Genomic DNA, 15147 nt, shown 5'->3' on the forward strand with positions numbered 1-15147 from the left:
CTTAAACAGGCTCTAATAAAGCGCTGATAACATTTGTTCTTCCCTTGGCTCCCCAGTTCTTCAGGCCAAAACACCGTTGACCTTTTGGGGAATAGCCGTGAGTCCGTGGGGTATCGTGTGGAAAACCACTTTCATCAATAAAAACAATAGGTTTGCCTTCTTTTTCATACTGTTGTATTTTTTGTTGAAATGCTTGCCGGGCGCTTTCGTCGGCTTTCGGATGACGTAGAGTTTTTTTATAGGTCAATCCCAGCTTTTTAAGAGCTTGCCAAATGGCCTTCTGACAAACGCCAAAACGCTCTGCACGTTCTTTTTGGTAATCATCTGGATATGGTTCAACATCTTTTATCAACTCGGATTTATCGATCTTTCGCTGACGCGTGGTCGATGCTTTTGACGCTATTTGATTAATCCAACGCGATACAGAGGCAGGGCCAATCCGAAATTGCTTCGCTGTTTCCCGGATACTCAACCCTTCTTCTTCCCATGTAGATATCACTTTACGTCTAAAATCAATTGAATAGCTCATTTAAATAATGTAATCAAAATTAAGTCGTTTAGCTATAGCAGGGACATCCGTTTAGCCTGATAGGTTCACGACTACCTCTTTGCCAGCACGGCCCTCGACACGCACGCATCGCTAAAAATGTGATCTACGCCAGATTATTAACAAAATATAAACAAAAAACCAAGGTAAAGTCACTTGGGGTTTTTATTGATTTCAATTTGTTACGCCCGTCTTCAAGGCAGACTCGGGTCGCTCAGGGAAATCAGCTCTTCACTTTGGAAACGGCAACCATGGCGGGACGCAGCAAACGACCGTTCAGAGTGTAACCTTTTTGCATCACCATCATGACGGAATTTGGCGCATGGTCGGCCGATTCCAGCATGGTCATGGCCTGGTGCACTTCCGGATTAAACGGCACGTTCACGTCACCCACCACCTCAATACCAAACTTGTGCACAGCATCCAGCAGCGATTTCAGCGTCAGTTCCACCCCCTCAATCAACGAGGCGAGGGACTCATTGCTGCGATCGGCTGCATCGAGCGAACGCTCGAGGTTATCAATCACTGACAACATTTCACCCGCAAATTTTTCCAGCGCAAATTTATGCGCTTTTTCCACGTCCATTTCAGCGCGACGGCGGATATTGTCCGTTTCAGCACGCGCACGCAGCACGGTATCGCGCTCACGCTGCTGTAGTTCGTTCAGTTGCGCTTCCAATTCGGCAATACGTTCATCACGCGGATCGGCGACGTCTGTCGTTGCAGGTTCCACTTCCGCATGTTGCCCCTGTGCCGCTTCCATTTGATCTACGACTTGCTCGTCAGGCGACTTCTGTTCTTTACTACTCATGAAATTCTCCGCGGTTTTAGCATTCATCTCGCTTATTATGGGGATGAAAACCGGGGATTCAAGAGAAGTAGTCACATATACCGACAGATTTCGTGATAACGGGCGGCTCAGGGTAAGGAAAAGCATAACGATGACGAAACAGTTCAATTGCATTGGCATTGTGGGCCACCCGCGCCACCCCACGGCACTGGCGACGCATGAGATGTTGTATCACTGGCTGCACAGCAAGGGCTACCAAGTCATGCTGGAGCAGCATATTGCCCACGAGCTAAACCTGCCCGATGCGTTGACCGACAGCTTGGCGGAAATCGGCATGCAAGCCGATTTGGCCGTGGTGGTTGGCGGCGATGGCAATATGCTAGGTGCCGCTCGCGTGCTCTCTCGCTATGACATTGATGTGATTGGCGTCAACCGAGGAAATCTCGGCTTCCTGACCGATCTCGATCCCGATCAGGCACAGCAACAGCTTACCGAGGTGTTGGAAGGGCGCTACCTGAGCGAACGGCGCTTTATGCTGGAAGCGCACGTTTGCCGTCGCGATCAGCCTGACAGCACCAGCACGGCGATCAATGAAGTGGTACTGCACCCCGGAAAAGTCGCCCATATGATTGAATTTGAAGTCTATATTGACGATCGTTTCGCCTTCTCACAACGCTCGGACGGCCTGATTATCTCAACGCCTACCGGTTCCACCGCTTACTCGCTTTCCGGTGGCGGCCCCATCCTGACACCGACACTGGATGCCATCGCGCTGGTGCCAATGTTTCCCCATACGCTTTCAGCGCGCCCACTGGTGATAAACAGCAGCAGCACCATCCGCCTGAAGTTTTCTCATATCACACACGATCTGGAGTTGAGCTGTGACAGCCAGATAACCCTGCCGGTACAGGAAGGGGAAGAGGTACTGATTACTCGCAGCCAATACTCACTAAATTTGATACACCCAGAAAATTACAGCTATTTCAATACACTAAGCACAAAGCTGGGGTGGTCGAAAAAATTATTTTAAAATTTCGCGCTGGCCACTTTACTGGTTAAAAAACGGCATTATACTGTATGCAATTACAGTCCGCTGTTACATACAGGAAGGTGATTCATGCTGGCGCAACTCACTATCAGCCATTTCGCTATTGTGCGTGAGTTAGAAATTGATTTTCAATCAGGTATGAGCGTTATCACCGGCGAAACCGGCGCGGGCAAATCTATCGCGATTGACGCATTGGGCCTGTGCCTAGGCAACCGCTCTGACGCCAGCATGGTGCGTCCCGGCGCGCAGCGTGCCGACATCTGTGCCCGTTTCGCCCTCAGCGATACTCCTGCGGCAAAAGCATGGCTGGAGCAAAACCAACTGGATGACAGCAACGAGTGCCTGCTACGCCGGGTGATCAGTGCAGACGGGCGTTCACGCGGTTTTATCAATGGCACCGCCGTGCCATTATCGCAGCTGCGTGAGCTCGGCCAACACCTGATCCAACTGCACGGCCAGCACGCTCACCAGTTGTTGCTCAAACCTGAACACCAACGTCATCTGCTGGATGCCTATGCCGACGAACCGCAGCTGCTTGCTGCCATGCAACAAATCTGGCAGCAGTGGCACCAAAGTTGTCGCGATCTGGCACAGCTGCAACAAGCGAATATCGAACGTGAGGCACGCCGTGAACTGTTGCAATACCAGCTCAAGGAGTTGAAAGAGTTTGCCCCACAGCCCGGCGAATACGAACAAATTGACGTCGAATACAAACTGCTGGCTAACAGCGGTCAACTGCTGTCACTCAGCCAGCAGACATTGCAGTTGCTCAGCGAAAACGACGATCAGAACATCATGAGCATGCTCCACAGCGCAAAGCACCAACTCGGCGAACTCGTCACTATGGATGAAAAGCTGGGCAGCGTGCTGAATATGCTGGAAGAAGCCAGCATTCAGATCAGTGAAGCCAGTGATGAGTTGCGCCACTACAGCGAACAAACGGATCTCGACCCGACCCGACTCTACGAGCTGGAGCAGCGTTTATCACGCCAAATGGCGCTGGCGCGCAAACATCACGTCCCCCCGGAAAACCTGCCGGCATTCTACCAGCAACTACTGGATGAACAGCAGCAGTTGGCAGAACAAGAGAGCAACCACGCCACGCTGAGCCTTGCCGTTAGCGAGTATCACCAACAGGCACTGCACGCAGCGGAACAGTTACATGCCCGCCGTCAACACCATGCGCATGAATTGTCTCAGTTGATTACGGCACAGATGCATGAACTCGCCATGCCGCACGGCCATTTCTCCATTGAAGTAGAGTTTTCGCCGGAGCGCCTGACAGCCTATGGCGCAGACAGCATCGCGTTTCTGGTCACGACTAACCCGGGTCAACCGCATCAGGCTCTGGTGAAGATCGCCTCCGGCGGTGAACTCTCCCGTATCGCACTGATCATTCAGGTGATCACTGCGCGTAAAATGGATACTCCAGCGCTAATTTTCGACGAAGTCGATGTCGGTATCAGCGGCCCAACCGCCGCGATTGTTGGCAAAATGCTACGTCAACTCGGCACATCCACGCAGGTGATGTGTGTCACCCACTTACCGCAAGTTGCTGGCTGCGGTCATCAACATTTCTTTGTCAGCAAACATACCGATGGTGCTGCTACTGAAACGCTGATGCAACCGTTGGACAAACGCGCAAGGTTGCAAGAGCTGGCACGTTTGTTGGGTGGCAGCGCAGTCACCAAAAACACATTGGCGAACGCTAAAGAGTTACTGGCTGCGTAAAAACAGCATCAGGCATCGCGAGCCATGGCTAATTGAGTGCGTTTTATCGTTGTTACCGTTAGCGTTCAGACAAAAATAATCAACTTTTTTGCATTCCGGTGGTCATACAAGCGCCTTGCCGGTTTTCAAGACAGGCAAGGTCTATTATCATCGGCAACCTATGCCCTTAAGGAATGTATTTACTATGCGCTGTAAAACGCTGACCGTCATCGCCGCGATGGTTGTTATGCTGACCGCCGGTTGTTCTACGCTGGAAAGACTGGTCTATCGTCCAGATATCAACCAAGGGAACTATCTGGCACCGGCTGATGTGGCAAAAATCCACACCGGTATGACCAAGCAACAGGTTGCCTTTACATTGGGTACGCCGATGATGCAAGACCCCTTTGGCAGTGACACTTGGTTTTACGTTTTCCGCCAGCAACCCGGGCATGGAGCGGTAAAACAGCAAACGCTGACACTGACCTTCAGCCAGGATGGCATTTTGACCAACGTGAAAAATCAACCGACGCTGAATTGATAGTGAAGCGGTGATCAGAGCACGCATAATAAGGCACAGAATGTGCCTTATTTTTTGGAACGCACCGTGCGCTGACGGCGCGATTCTTTAGGATCGGCAATCAACGGACGGTAGATCTCTACGCGATCGCCCTCGGTTACTGCGTCCGTCAAACGGGCCGACCGGCTAAAGATCCCGACTTTGTTAACCTGTAAATCGATATCGGTACGCAATGTCAGCAACCCGGAGGCAACAATAGCCTGCTCCACCGTTGCGCCCTCTTCCACCGTCACGGACCGCATATACTGACGTTCTGGCAGCGCATAAACCACATCGACACGGATTTCAGGCACGGTATACCTCTTTGGCGCGTAAGGTGAAGGCCTGCACCATATTACTTGCCAATTCTTTAAACACCTTGCCAAAGGCCAGTTCGATCAACGCATTGGTGAACTCAAAATCAAGATGCAGTTCCACTTTGCAAGCATCGGCGCTTAAAGGAATAAAGCGCCAATCGCCACTTAATTGGCGGAACGGACCATCAACCAACTGCATACTGATGCATTGGCTCTCGGTGAGCGTATTGCGCGTGGTAAAGGTTTTGCTGATCCCGGCTTTAGAAACATCGACAGAGGCCGTCATCTCTTCAGCGTTGGCAGCAATAATGCGGATCCCGGTACAGCCAGGCAGAAACTGGGGATAGGAGGCAACATCATTCACCAGCTGGTACATTTGCTGTGCGCTGTAGGGCACCAGTGCAGAGCGACTAATCTTGGGCATGGCTTTTTCCGTATTACTTCAAACGCGCGGAATAATAGCACCGATGGCCCGGATGGTAAAAATTCTGAGGCGACGATCGCATCCCTTCCTCAACGTGCGTTCACTGATGCGGCAGTGATGTCTTTCCCTTTAACATCCGGTATAATGACGACACTATGACAAAGAAAAAAACTTATAAACCCGGCTCCGCCACCATTGCGCAAAACAAGCGTGCTCGCCACGAATACTTCATTGAAGAAGAGTTCGAAGCGGGATTGGCGTTGCAAGGATGGGAAGTAAAATCACTACGTGCAGGTAAGGCCAACATCAGCGACAGCTATGTACTGTTGCACAGCGGTGAGGCTTTTCTGTTTGCTGCTACCTTTCAACCACTACTGGCCTCGTCAAGCCACGTGCTTTGTGACCCAACACGCACCCGTAAACTGTTACTGAACAAGCGTGAGTTGGATTCACTTTATGGACGGGTTAATCGTGAAGGTTACACCGTGGTCGCGCTTTCGCTGTATTGGAAGAACACCTGGTCAAAAGTGAAGATTGGTGTTGCCAAAGGTAAGAAAGAGCACGATAAGCGTTCGGATATCAAAGAGCGCGAGTGGCAAACAGACAAAGCACGCATCATGAAAAACGCCAACCGCTAACAGTGGATTAGGGCGTCACGGTTCTGTTATACTACTGAAGTACTTGGGGCTGATTCTGGATTCGACGGGATTGTGTAGCCTTAGGAGCATGCCGAGGGGCGGTTTGCCTCGTAAAAAGCCGCAAAAAAATAGTCGCAAACGACGAAAACTACGCTTTAGCAGCTTAATAACCTGCTCTGAGCCCTCTCTCCCTAGCCTCCGCTCTTAGGACGGGGATCAAGAGAGGTCAAACCCAAAAGAGATCGCGTGGATGCCCTGCCTGGGGTTGAAGCGTTAAATCCAATCAGGCTAGTTTGTTAGTGGCGTGTCTGTTCGCAGCTAACCGGCGAATGTAAAGACTAGACTAAGCATGTAGTGCCGACGGTGTAGTAATTTCGGACGCGGGTTCAACTCCCGCCAGCTCCACCACTTTTTAGTAAAATGACGTCTACTCAAGTCTATCAAGGCCGCATTCCACAAGGGGTTGCGGCCTTTTTCATGTCCAGTGAAGTCTACTGAGAATTGCTAGAAACCACTCCTTATGGCACCCTCCTATTATCCCTCATCGATGAGGGAGTAAAAACGAGGGAGCAAAAATGCAAAAGGTAGCAACAAAACTCACTGACACAGAGATCAAAAAAGCCAAACCCACAGAGAAAGAGTTCACGCTATAGCCAAGCGACATTATTTTGATAACAATTAGCTGTATTTTTTTGCCACATATCAGGGCATTGGCTGTAATCATTTTTAAGTCGGTTGGCTATATGGGATGGAGACGGCTTGTTCCTGCGTATCAAACCAAGCGGCAAAAAAATCTGGCATCTTGGCTATACGGTTCCTTTATAGCTAAACGATTTAATTTTGATCACATTATTTAAATGATCTATTCAATTGATTTTAGACGTAAAGTGATATCTACACGGGAAGAAGAAGGGTTGAGTATCCGGGAAACAGCGAAGCAATTTCGGATTGGCCCTGCCTCTGTATCGCGTTGGATTAATCAAATAGCGTCAAAAGCATCGACCACGCGTCAGCGAAAGAGCGATAAATCCGAGTTGATAGATGTTGAACCATATCCAGATGCTTACCAAAAAGAACGTGCAGAGCGTTTTGGCGTTTGTCAGAAGGCCATTTGGCAAGCTCTTAAAAAGCTGGGATTGACCTATAAAAAAACTCTACGTCATCCGAAAGCCGACGAAAGCGCCCGGCAAGCATTTCAACAAAAAATACAACAGTATGAAAAAGAAGGCAAACCTATTGTTTTTATTGATGAAAGTGGTTTTCCACACGATACCCCACGGACTCACGGCTATTCCCCAAAAGGTCAACGGTGTTTTGGCCTGAAGAACGGGGGAGCCAAGGGAAGAACAAATGTTATCGGCGCGTTATTAGGCACAACGCCGTTTGCTATCGGATTATTTGTACTAGCTCAGACCAGATCTGACAGTTACCGATTATTTATACAGGTGTCTGTCAGATTACATCTGATTCAGATTCTTTTCTGCCCAGATCCGTTTTCCATCGAGTAAAGTGGCCATCGGCGTACGCCCGCAGCCATTTTTCCCTGATGAGTTCGCTCATTATTGTAATGCCACAACCAGTTGTCCAGATCTACCTGCAGGCTTTCCAGGTCTCCATATAACTTCTTGCCGAACGTAACCTGATAAAAATCCTGCAAAATGGTTTTATGGAAGCGCTCGCAGATGCCGTTCGTCTGCGGAGACATCGCCTTCGTTTTCGTATGCTCGATATCGTTGATAGCCAGATAAAGCTGATAATCATGCTGCTCCACTTTACCACAGTACTCCGTACCCCTGTCGGTCAGTATTCTCAGCACCGGCAGTCCCTGAGCCTCGTAGAACGGGAGTACGCGATCATTGAGCAGGTCGGCGGCGGTGAGGGGTGTTTTATTCGTATACAGCTTGCAGTGCGCCACTTTCGAGTACGTATCCACGAACGTCTGCTGGTAGATACGGCCCATCCCCTTCAGATTGCCCACGTAGAAGGTGTCCTGCGAGCCCAGATACCCGGGATGTGCCGTCTCGATTTCACCGCAGGTCTCATCATCGTGCGCCTTCTTCTCCAGGGCTGCGATTTGAGCGTCGGTAAGGACAATGCCTTCTCTGGCGACCTTTTCCTCAAGCGCCTTCAGGCGTTTACGGAAGTTCTCCAGGTCGTGTCGTTGCCAGATGGAGCGCACGCCGCTGCCGGAGATAAGCCGGAGCTGGCAGTCAAACTGTGCCAACCTGTCGACATTCTTCTCGTACCCGCAGGAACTTCGCAAGGTAATCTACACGACGAACGCTATAGAATCACTGAACAGCGTGCTCCGGCATGCAATCAAGAAACGCAAGGTGTTCCCGACTGATGACTCGGTGAAGAAGGTCGTATGGCTGGCAATCCAGGCGGCATCACAGAAATGGACGATGCCCTTACAGGACTGGCGTATGGCAATGAGTCGCTTTATTATCGAGTTCGGTGACCGTCTTGACGGTCACTTCTGAGGAAAGGCATTTACACAAAATCTTAAACAGGCTCTAATAAAGCGCTGATAACATTTGTTCTTCCCTTGGCTCCCCCGTTCTTCAGGCCAAAACACCGTTGACCTTTTGGGGAATAGCCGTGAGTCCGTGGGGTATCGTGTGGAAAACCACTTTCATCAATAAAAACAATAGGTTTGCCTTCTTTTTCATACTGTTGTATTTTTTGTTGAAATGCTTGCCGGGCGCTTTCGTCGGCTTTCGGATGACGTAGAGTTTTTTTATAGGTCAATCCCAGCTTTTTAAGAGCTTGCCAAATGGCCTTCTGACAAACGCCAAAACGCTCTGCACGTTCTTTTTGGTAATCATCTGGATATGGTTCAACATCTTTTATCAACTCGGATTTATCGCTCTTTCGCTGACGCGTGGTCGATGCTTTTGACGCTATTTGATTAATCCAACGCGATACAGAGGCAGGGCCAATCCGAAATTGCTTCGCTGTTTCCCGGATACTCAACCCTTCTTCTTCCCGTGTAGATATCACTTTACGTCTAAAATCAATTGAATAGCTCATTTAAATAATGTGATCAAAATTAAGTCGTTTAGCTATATTCCGCCGCCATCAGCCGCCGGTACTCGTCGTAAGCGTAAAGATCTGTCATTCCACTGATATAATCTTGAATCAATCGCGCCCTATAATAGTATTCCCAAATCTCCTGTTCCTCACAAGACAGTGCCGAGAGTTGGAGCGTGGCTTCACGATAGGCCAGACAATGTTTGCTGGAAAGCTTGTGGTAGAGCCGGGTTTCTATGGGATAGTGCGGATGCGTATCGTCATTCACCATTTGGCTGAACGCGTCATAAGACATTTCCAGCAGCGGATGATAGATGTCCAATAGCCCCCCGATCACGCGATAGCCTTGCAGTTCCAGCTTTTCGACTTCTGCGTTATTAAACACATAGTTGCGCGCAACCTCTTTGAACACCCTCAACAGTTTAGCCTGTGCGCCCTTGTCTTCCAGCAGCGCCTCATCAAAAGCGCCAGCGTAAATCGCAGGCAAATTTTTGATAAAACGATGCGTCGCGTAAGGCACCAGCTTAGACACCGTATTGACGCGCAACTGCATAAAAAATTGATCGTCGGTGCTGCGCCAGCGGTGCCGTTTTCGATTTTCATAAGCCTGCTCTACGGTTTTGGCAAACAGATCCGAGGGATCGACCGTGCCCCAGGTTTGGCGTAGGTACAGATAAAGCTGTTCGGAGGTAAGGATCTCTTTTTCTACCGCATCCTCCAGATCGGCGACGCAGTAAGAGATGTCGTCCGCGGCTTCCATGATGTAGGTGAGCGGAAAGCGATGGTATTCTTCCAGCGACAATTCCTGGCGCAAATCGGTAACAAAATCCTGTTCAGAAAGGTAATAGCCCGGCTTTTTCATCAGATAGCGGTAGGTATCGGGCACCTCGCCGACCCAATACGCTGGCCGGGTATATTTGAGAATACAGCCGACCTGGCTGTAGGTGAGATTCAGTTTAAGCAGCGTATGCACCAAACGAATCGCTTGTGCATTGCCTTCGAAATGGCTGAGATCCTGTCGCACCTGACGCCGCAATGCATCATGCGCATCGCCTTTCAGCCGCAGGGCTTCAACCTGACAAGCATCATCACGCGACAATGCATCATCCTGAATATAAGCGGCATCCAACCGTTTTCTAAACCAGTTGTTGATAGCGGATTCACCAAAATGGCCAAAGGGCGGGTTGCCGATGTCATGCATCAAGCAGGCCATTTCTACCATGCTTTCAAAGGGCGTCTGCCACAGGGACAGGCCAAGGGCGTCCAGTTGGTTTTCGCCTTTTATTCGCACCAGAATATCTTTGGCGATGTAGCGACCGATCTGCTGCACTTCCATAGAGTGCGTCAGCCGCGAACGCACGGCGGCGTTACGCTCCAGCGGAAATACCTGCGTCTTCTGTTGTAAACGGCGGATCGCGGCAGAGTTGATGATACGCCCCCTATCACTTTCGAACAGGCGGACGATGTCATATTCGCTCTCCGCGGTGATAGGTTTGCTCAGAGGCCGCTGAACGCTGAATTTCTTTGAAAAATCGATATCGGACATCCCCTTCCCCCTTTACCGCCGCCAAAATCACGCCTAGGTTCCATTTCACCCCGTTAGCCATGATAGACTACACAACACAGACTATGGCTAACTATTCGAAATTTTGTGGGGAATCTTATGAAAGTCGGCATCATCGGGGCCATGGAACAAGAAGTGACGATCCTGCGCGATCGCATCGAAAACCTCAGTACCTTCACACGCGCCGGATGCGAAATCTACAGCGGGTGGCTGAACGGTGTCGAAGTGGCGCTGTTAAAATCCGGTATTGGCAAGGTTTCCGCGGCGATGGGCACCACGCTGCTGTTGGAACATGCTCGTTCTGACATCGTCATCAACACCGGTTCTGCGGGCGGTCTGGCACCGACCGTGAACGTCGGCGATATAGTGGTATCCAGTGAAGCGCGCTATCACGATGCCGATGTCACCGCCTTCGGTTATGAAGCGGGCCAGATGGCAGGTTGCCCGGCGGCGTTTCCCGCCGATACATCCCTTATTGCACTGGCCGAGCGCGCCATTGTGTCTCTGCAATTGAATGCGCTTCAGGGGCTGATTGTCAGTGGTGATGTGTTTATCAACGGTGCCGAACCGCTGGCTCGCATCTGTCGCACCTTCCCACAGGCCGTCGCGGTCGAAATGGAAGCCACGGCAATCGCTCACGTTTGCCATCAGTTCGGTGTGCCTTTCGTTGCAGTACGCGCCATTTCCGATGTGGCAGACAAAGCCTCTCACCTGAGTTTTGACGAGTTTCTGGCCGTGGCGGCCCAGCAATCATCACGCATGGTGAGCGCCATGTTGCAAGATCTCGCCGGAAAAGCCTGATGCGTGTTCGCGGGCTCTCTCTTCTAGCAATATAGCAAAGCGACTTAATTTTGATTACACCATATGGACTGAGAACAAAATCTCTGTATCGCAACCACTCTCTCTTTTTTTGCTTTTTGCTTGTGCCCATTTATGCTCAATGGGGTTAAGATCTGGCGAATATGTAGGCAAATACTCCACCATATACCCTGCATCGATGATGACTTGTTGAATATTATGTTTTTTGTGAAAAGTTGCATTGTCCATCACGATTACCCTGTTTTTAGGGAGTACTGGGATAAGGACTTGTGTGACCCAGGAATAGAAAACATCGCTGTTAATATTGATATCAAATAATCCGATAGCAAACAGCGTTGTGCCTAATAACGCGCCGATAACATTTGTTCTTCCCTTGGCTCCCCCGTTCTTCAGGCCAAAACACCGTTGACCTTTTGGGGAATAGCCGTGAGTCCGTGGGGTATCGTGTGGAAAACCACTTTCATCAATAAAAACAATAGGTTTGCCTTCTTTTTCATACTGTTGTATTTTTTGTTGAAATGCTTGCCGGGCGCTTTCGTCGGCTTTCGGATGAGGTAGAGTTTTTTTTATAGGTCAATCCCAGCTTTTTAAGAGCTTGCCAAATGGCCTTCTGACAAACGCCAAAACGCTCTGCACGTTCTTTTTGGTAAGCATCTGGATATGGTTCAACATCTTTCATCAACTCGGATTTATCGCTCTTTCGCTGACGCGTGGTCGATGCTTTTGACGCTATTTGATTAATTGTACTAGCTCAGACCTGAGCTGACAGTTACCGATTATTTATACAGGTGTCTGTCAGATTACATCTGGTTCAGATTCTTTTCTGCCCAGCTCCGTTTTCCATCGAGTAAAGTGGCCATCGGCGTACGCCCGCAGCACATTTTTCCCTGATGAGTTCGCTCATTATTGTAATGCCACAACCAGTTGTCCAGATCTACCTGCAGGCTTTCCAGGTCTCCATATAACTTCTTGCCGAACGTAACCTGATAAAAATCCTGCAAAATGGTTTTATGGAAGCGCTCGCAGGTGCCGTTCGTCTGCGGAGACATCGCCTTCGTTTTCGTATGCTCGATATCGTTGATAGCCAGATAAAGCTGATAATCATGCTGCTCCACTTTACCACAGTACTCCGTACCCCTGTCGGTCAGTATTCTCAGCACCGGCAGTCCCTGAGCCTCGTAGAACGGGAGTACGCGATCATTGAGCAGGTCGGCGGCGGTGAGCGGTGTTTTATTCGTATACAGCTTGCAGTGTGCCACTTTCGAGTACGTATCCACGAACGTCTGCTGGTAGATACGGCCCACCCCCTTCAGATTGCCCACGTAGAAGGTGTCCTGCGAGCCCAGATACCCGGGATGTGCCGTCTCGATTTCACCGCAGGCCTCATCATCGTGCGCCTTCTTCTCCAGGGCTGCGATTTGAGCGTCGGTAAGGACAATGCCTTCTCTGGCGACCTTTTCCTCAAGCGCCTTCAGGCGTTTACGGAAGTTCTCCAGGTCGTGTCGTTGCCAGATGGAGCGCACGCCGCTGCCGGAGATATAGATAAACAACTTAATTTTGATTACATTATTTAAATGAGCTATTCAATTGATTTTAGACGTAAAGTGATATCTACACGGGAAGAAGAAGGGTTGAGTATCCGGGAAACAGCGAAGCAATTTCGGATTGGCCCTGCCTCTGTATCGCGTTGGATTAATCAAATAGCGTCAAAAGCATCGACCACGCGTCAGCGAAAGAGCGATAAATCCGAGTTGATGAAAGATGTTGAACCATATCCAGATGCTTACCAAAAAGAACGTGCAGAGCGTTTTGGCGTTTGTCAGAAGGCCATTTGGCAAGCTCTTAAAAAGCTGGGATTGACCTATAAAAAAAACTCTACCTCATCCGAAAGCCGACGAAAGCGCCCGGCAAGCATTTCAACAAAAAATACAACAGTATGAAAAAGAAGGCAAACCTATTGTTTTTATTGATGAAAGTGGTTTTCCACACGATACCCCACGGACTCACGGCTATTCCCCAAAAGGTCAACGGTGTTTTGGGCTGAAGAACGGGGGAGCCAAGGGAAGAACAAATGTTATCGGCGCGTTATTAGGCACAACGCTGTTTGCTATCGGATTATTTGATATCAATATTAACAGCGATGTTTTCTATTCCTGGGTCACACAAGTCCTTATTCCAGTACTCCCTAAAAACAGGGTAATCGTGATGGACAATGCAACTTTTCACAAAAAACATAATATTCAACAAGTCATCATCGATGCAGGGTATTTGCCTACATATTCGCCAGATCTTAACCCCATTGAGCATAAATGGGCACAAGCAAAAAGCAAAAAAAGAGAGAGTGGTTGCGATACAGAGATTTTGTTCTCAGTCCATATGGTATAATCAAAATTAAGTCGCTTGGCTATATATGAAAAAACAATATCAAGAGAAAAAGTCTAGCGCATTTATAAAGCAACCCCCCCGCGCCAGCGACGCAGGGGGGTTGATAAAAATGAGAGATAACTTGTTACGAAGTTATACCATAAGGTAGCGTTATTACCTATGGCATTGTCGATTTTTGGGATTATTGTCGCGTGTTATTCTTCATCAAACCCGGCTTCGAATAACTCAACCACCGCAGCCAGTGCGGCGGCCTCATCTGCGCCGCTGGCTTCCGCCTCAACGCAGCTTTCGTTACGCAGCATCACTTCGGCATCAAAGCTTTGCACCAGTTCAAACAGTTTCATCGCCGGACGAGCGTGCATGCCTAGCTTATTCTTGACGATGACGGTGTGTGTGTGACGGTCATTATTTACGTTTTTCCAGCGTGCGGTGGCGGGACTGTACGTTTTTTCCGCGCGAGCGAAAATAGTCTGCCAGTTGCTCAGCCACATAGACGGAACGGTGTTTGCCGCCGGTACAGCCAATGGCTACCGTCAGGTAGCTGCGGTTGTTGGTTTCCAGCATTGGCAGCCACAGTTCCAGATAGCTGCGCGTCTGGTAAATAAAATTGTGCACTTCCGTATGGCGGTCGAGGAACGCGGCAACCGGCTTGTCCAGCCCGGTCATCGGACGCAATTTCGGGTCCCAGTGGGGGTTAGGCAGGAAGCGCACATCAAACACGTAATCCGCATCGATGGGAATGCCGTGCTTGTAACCAAAGGATTCGAACACCATGGTCAGCTCACGCTCGCGTTTGCCCAACAGCCGAGTACGCAGCATTTCCGCCAGTTCATGCACTGACATTTCAGAGGTATCGATGATCAGATCGGCACGAGAACGCAACGGCTCCAGCAGGTCGTTCTCTTCATCGATGGAGCTTTCCAGCGAAAGATTTTTGCTGGAAAGGGGGTGCAAACGACGCGTGTCGCTGTAACGGCGAATCAGCGTATTACGATCGGCATCCAGAAACAGCAGCTGCGGCGCAAAACTGGGCGGCAGCTGATCCATGGCGTGCTCGAAGATTTCCGGCGATTCTGGCATGTTGCGCACGTCTATACTGACCGCTGCCGAGATATCACGTTGTGCCAGCGTGTTTGCCAGTTCCGGCAGCAACACCACGGGCAGGTTGTCCACGCAATAAAAGCCCATATCCTCTAGGGCGCGCAGGGCCACAGATTTTCCTGAACCTGAGCGACCACTGACAATCATCAGCACCATCCGACGACTCCCCTCCGGCTATAGCCTTCTTTTGTTACACCCTGACCGAGTGATTC

At 49.8% G+C, this 15147-nt stretch carries 19 protein-coding genes, 1 other RNA gene and 3 pseudogenes; 10 read left to right on the forward strand and 13 right to left on the reverse strand.

The genetic code is table 11. The features are described 5' to 3' along the window. Position 1 precedes the first annotated feature (1 nt). The gene (locus tag ACD630_RS06685) at positions 2-529 is read right to left on the reverse strand and encodes an IS630 transposase-related protein (protein ID WP_430358527.1); all 528 of its coding nucleotides are present in this window, start codon (positions 527-529) and stop codon (positions 2-4) included. A 241-nt stretch (positions 530-770) separates the two neighbouring features. Further along, positions 771-1358: a nucleotide exchange factor GrpE gene (grpE, locus tag ACD630_RS06690; protein WP_430359928.1), complete on the reverse strand. Its 588-nt coding sequence runs from the start codon at positions 1356-1358 to the stop codon at positions 771-773. 130 nt (positions 1359-1488) lie between these two features. Here grpE and nadK point away from each other — a divergent pair, with 130 nt between their 5' ends. From nadK to bamE, 3 genes are all read left to right on the forward strand, one after another. Beyond that, a complete protein-coding gene (gene nadK / locus ACD630_RS06695; RefSeq protein WP_430358528.1) occupies positions 1489-2367 on the forward strand; it encodes an NAD(+) kinase in 879 nt (292 codons plus the stop codon). 87 nt (positions 2368-2454) lie between these two features. Continuing rightward, positions 2455-4116 carry a DNA repair protein RecN gene (gene recN / locus ACD630_RS06700; RefSeq protein ID WP_430358529.1) on the forward strand — a complete coding sequence of 554 codons (1662 nt, stop codon included), beginning with the start codon at positions 2455-2457 and terminating at the stop codon, positions 4114-4116. A 184-nt stretch (positions 4117-4300) separates the two neighbouring features. Next, complete coding sequence (gene bamE / locus ACD630_RS06705) at positions 4301-4636, forward strand: outer membrane protein assembly factor BamE (protein WP_430358530.1); 336 nt, start codon at positions 4301-4303, stop codon at positions 4634-4636. A 47-nt stretch (positions 4637-4683) separates the two neighbouring features. Here bamE and ACD630_RS06710 read toward each other — a convergent pair whose 3' ends face one another. Continuing rightward, complete coding sequence (locus ACD630_RS06710; RefSeq protein ID WP_430358531.1) at positions 4684-4968, reverse strand: RnfH family protein; 285 nt, start codon at positions 4966-4968, stop codon at positions 4684-4686. Continuing rightward, positions 4961-5395, reverse strand: coding sequence for a type II toxin-antitoxin system RatA family toxin (locus ACD630_RS06715; protein ID WP_430358532.1), 435 nt, complete (start codon positions 5393-5395; stop codon positions 4961-4963). Before ACD630_RS06715 ends, ACD630_RS06710 begins: the two co-directional genes overlap by 8 nt. Positions 5396-5550: 155 nt before the next feature. Between ACD630_RS06715 and smpB the strand changes: the two genes are divergently transcribed. Beyond that, the gene (smpB, locus tag ACD630_RS06720) at positions 5551-6033 is read left to right on the forward strand and encodes an SsrA-binding protein SmpB (RefSeq protein ID WP_430358533.1); all 483 of its coding nucleotides are present in this window, start codon (positions 5551-5553) and stop codon (positions 6031-6033) included. A 45-nt stretch (positions 6034-6078) separates the two neighbouring features. Then, positions 6079-6441: a transfer-messenger RNA gene (gene ssrA / locus ACD630_RS06725) on the forward strand. A 133-nt stretch (positions 6442-6574) separates the two neighbouring features. On the opposite strand, the gene ACD630_RS06730 is transcribed toward ssrA, so the two are convergent. Continuing rightward, positions 6575-6757: a hypothetical protein gene (locus ACD630_RS06730; protein WP_430358534.1), complete on the reverse strand. Its 183-nt coding sequence runs from the start codon at positions 6755-6757 to the stop codon at positions 6575-6577. Positions 6758-6890: 133 nt separating this feature from the next. Between ACD630_RS06730 and ACD630_RS06735 the strand changes: the two genes are divergently transcribed. Then, a complete protein-coding gene (locus tag ACD630_RS06735) occupies positions 6891-7541 on the forward strand; it encodes an IS630 transposase-related protein (protein ID WP_430358535.1) in 651 nt (216 codons plus the stop codon). On the opposite strand, the pseudogene ACD630_RS06740 reads toward ACD630_RS06735, so the two are convergent. Next, positions 7491-8227: pseudogene (locus tag ACD630_RS06740) on the reverse strand (integrase core domain-containing protein); the annotation flags it as partial. The gene ACD630_RS06735 and the pseudogene ACD630_RS06740 overlap by 51 nt on opposite strands. Between ACD630_RS06740 and ACD630_RS06745 the strand changes: the two are divergent. After that, positions 8220-8516 (forward strand): annotated as a pseudogene (locus tag ACD630_RS06745) (transposase); the annotation flags it as partial. The pseudogenes ACD630_RS06740 and ACD630_RS06745 overlap by 8 nt on opposite strands. Before the next feature lie 22 nt (positions 8517-8538). On the opposite strand, the gene ACD630_RS06750 reads toward ACD630_RS06745, so the two are convergent. Both ACD630_RS06750 and dgt read right to left on the reverse strand, forming a co-directional pair. Further along, complete coding sequence (locus ACD630_RS06750; protein ID WP_430358536.1) at positions 8539-9066, reverse strand: IS630 transposase-related protein; 528 nt, start codon at positions 9064-9066, stop codon at positions 8539-8541. Positions 9067-9094: 28 nt separating this feature from the next. Then, positions 9095-10612, reverse strand: a complete 1518-nt coding sequence (gene dgt, locus ACD630_RS06755; RefSeq protein WP_430358537.1) for a dGTPase — start codon at positions 10610-10612, stop codon at positions 9095-9097. 117 nt (positions 10613-10729) lie between these two features. On the opposite strand from dgt, the gene mtnN reads away from it, so the two are divergent. Continuing rightward, on the forward strand, positions 10730-11431 hold the full coding sequence (gene mtnN, locus ACD630_RS06760) for a 5'-methylthioadenosine/S-adenosylhomocysteine nucleosidase (protein ID WP_430358538.1): 702 nt from the start codon (positions 10730-10732) through the stop codon (positions 11429-11431). Positions 11432-11485: 54 nt separating this feature from the next. Here mtnN and ACD630_RS06765 read toward each other — a convergent pair whose 3' ends face one another. From ACD630_RS06765 to ACD630_RS06775, 3 genes and pseudogenes are all read right to left on the reverse strand, one after another. After that, on the reverse strand, positions 11486-12019 hold the full coding sequence (locus ACD630_RS06765) for an IS630 family transposase (RefSeq protein ID WP_430359929.1): 534 nt from the start codon (positions 12017-12019) through the stop codon (positions 11486-11488). Then, positions 11943-12191, reverse strand: a complete 249-nt coding sequence (locus ACD630_RS06770) for an IS630 transposase-related protein (RefSeq protein WP_430359930.1) — start codon at positions 12189-12191, stop codon at positions 11943-11945. The genes ACD630_RS06765 and ACD630_RS06770 overlap by 77 nt, the downstream gene beginning before the upstream one ends. Before the next feature lie 58 nt (positions 12192-12249). Further along, positions 12250-12993 (reverse strand): annotated as a pseudogene (locus tag ACD630_RS06775) (integrase core domain-containing protein); the annotation flags it as partial. A 30-nt stretch (positions 12994-13023) separates the two neighbouring features. Between ACD630_RS06775 and ACD630_RS06780 the strand changes: the two are divergent. Next, entirely contained in the window at positions 13024-13389 is a 366-nt protein-coding gene (locus ACD630_RS06780) for an IS630 transposase-related protein (RefSeq protein WP_430358539.1), read from the forward strand. Beyond that, positions 13313-13834 (forward strand): IS630 family transposase, encoded by a 522-nt coding sequence (locus tag ACD630_RS06785; RefSeq protein ID WP_430359931.1) that lies wholly within the window; start codon positions 13313-13315, stop codon positions 13832-13834. Before ACD630_RS06780 ends, ACD630_RS06785 begins: the two co-directional genes overlap by 77 nt. Before the next feature lie 194 nt (positions 13835-14028). Here the strand turns inward: ACD630_RS06785 and ACD630_RS06790 are convergent, their stop codons facing one another. Together ACD630_RS06790 and rapZ are read right to left on the reverse strand one after the other, a co-directional pair. Then, a complete protein-coding gene (locus ACD630_RS06790) occupies positions 14029-14217 on the reverse strand; it encodes an HPr family phosphocarrier protein (RefSeq protein ID WP_430359932.1) in 189 nt (62 codons plus the stop codon). Positions 14218-14239: 22 nt separating this feature from the next. Continuing rightward, positions 14240-15091 (reverse strand): RNase adapter RapZ, encoded by an 852-nt coding sequence (gene rapZ / locus ACD630_RS06795; RefSeq protein ID WP_430358540.1) that lies wholly within the window; start codon positions 15089-15091, stop codon positions 14240-14242. Between the last annotated feature and the right edge of the window lie 56 nt (positions 15092-15147).

The organism is Symbiopectobacterium sp. RP (assembly GCF_050472005.1).
Lineage (GTDB): Bacteria > Pseudomonadota > Gammaproteobacteria > Enterobacterales > Enterobacteriaceae > Symbiopectobacterium.

What these genes read in the sequence shown, in the direction of transcription:
- recN (WP_430358529.1), top strand. Translation starts at nt 2,455, where the DNA reads ATGCTGGCGCAACTCACTATCAGCCATTTCGCTATTGTGCGTGAGTTA.
- rapZ (WP_430358540.1), bottom strand. Translation starts at nt 15,091, where the DNA reads ATGGTGCTGATGATTGTCAGTGGTCGCTCAGGTTCAGGAAAATCTGTG.
- ACD630_RS06735 (WP_430358535.1), top strand. Translation starts at nt 6,891, where the DNA reads ATGATCTATTCAATTGATTTTAGACGTAAAGTGATATCTACACGGGAA.
- bamE (WP_430358530.1), top strand. Translation starts at nt 4,301, where the DNA reads ATGCGCTGTAAAACGCTGACCGTCATCGCCGCGATGGTTGTTATGCTG.
- ACD630_RS06780 (WP_430358539.1), top strand. Translation starts at nt 13,024, where the DNA reads ATGAGCTATTCAATTGATTTTAGACGTAAAGTGATATCTACACGGGAA.
- smpB (WP_430358533.1), top strand. Translation starts at nt 5,551, where the DNA reads ATGACAAAGAAAAAAACTTATAAACCCGGCTCCGCCACCATTGCGCAA.
- grpE (WP_430359928.1), bottom strand. Translation starts at nt 1,358, where the DNA reads ATGAGTAGTAAAGAACAGAAGTCGCCTGACGAGCAAGTCGTAGATCAA.
- ACD630_RS06685 (WP_430358527.1), bottom strand. Translation starts at nt 529, where the DNA reads ATGAGCTATTCAATTGATTTTAGACGTAAAGTGATATCTACATGGGAA.
- mtnN (WP_430358538.1), top strand. Translation starts at nt 10,730, where the DNA reads ATGAAAGTCGGCATCATCGGGGCCATGGAACAAGAAGTGACGATCCTG.
- dgt (WP_430358537.1), bottom strand. Translation starts at nt 10,612, where the DNA reads ATGTCCGATATCGATTTTTCAAAGAAATTCAGCGTTCAGCGGCCTCTG.
- ACD630_RS06715 (WP_430358532.1), bottom strand. Translation starts at nt 5,395, where the DNA reads ATGCCCAAGATTAGTCGCTCTGCACTGGTGCCCTACAGCGCACAGCAA.
- ACD630_RS06750 (WP_430358536.1), bottom strand. Translation starts at nt 9,066, where the DNA reads ATGAGCTATTCAATTGATTTTAGACGTAAAGTGATATCTACACGGGAA.
- nadK (WP_430358528.1), top strand. Translation starts at nt 1,489, where the DNA reads ATGACGAAACAGTTCAATTGCATTGGCATTGTGGGCCACCCGCGCCAC.
- ACD630_RS06730 (WP_430358534.1), bottom strand. Translation starts at nt 6,757, where the DNA reads ATGATTACAGCCAATGCCCTGATATGTGGCAAAAAAATACAGCTAATT.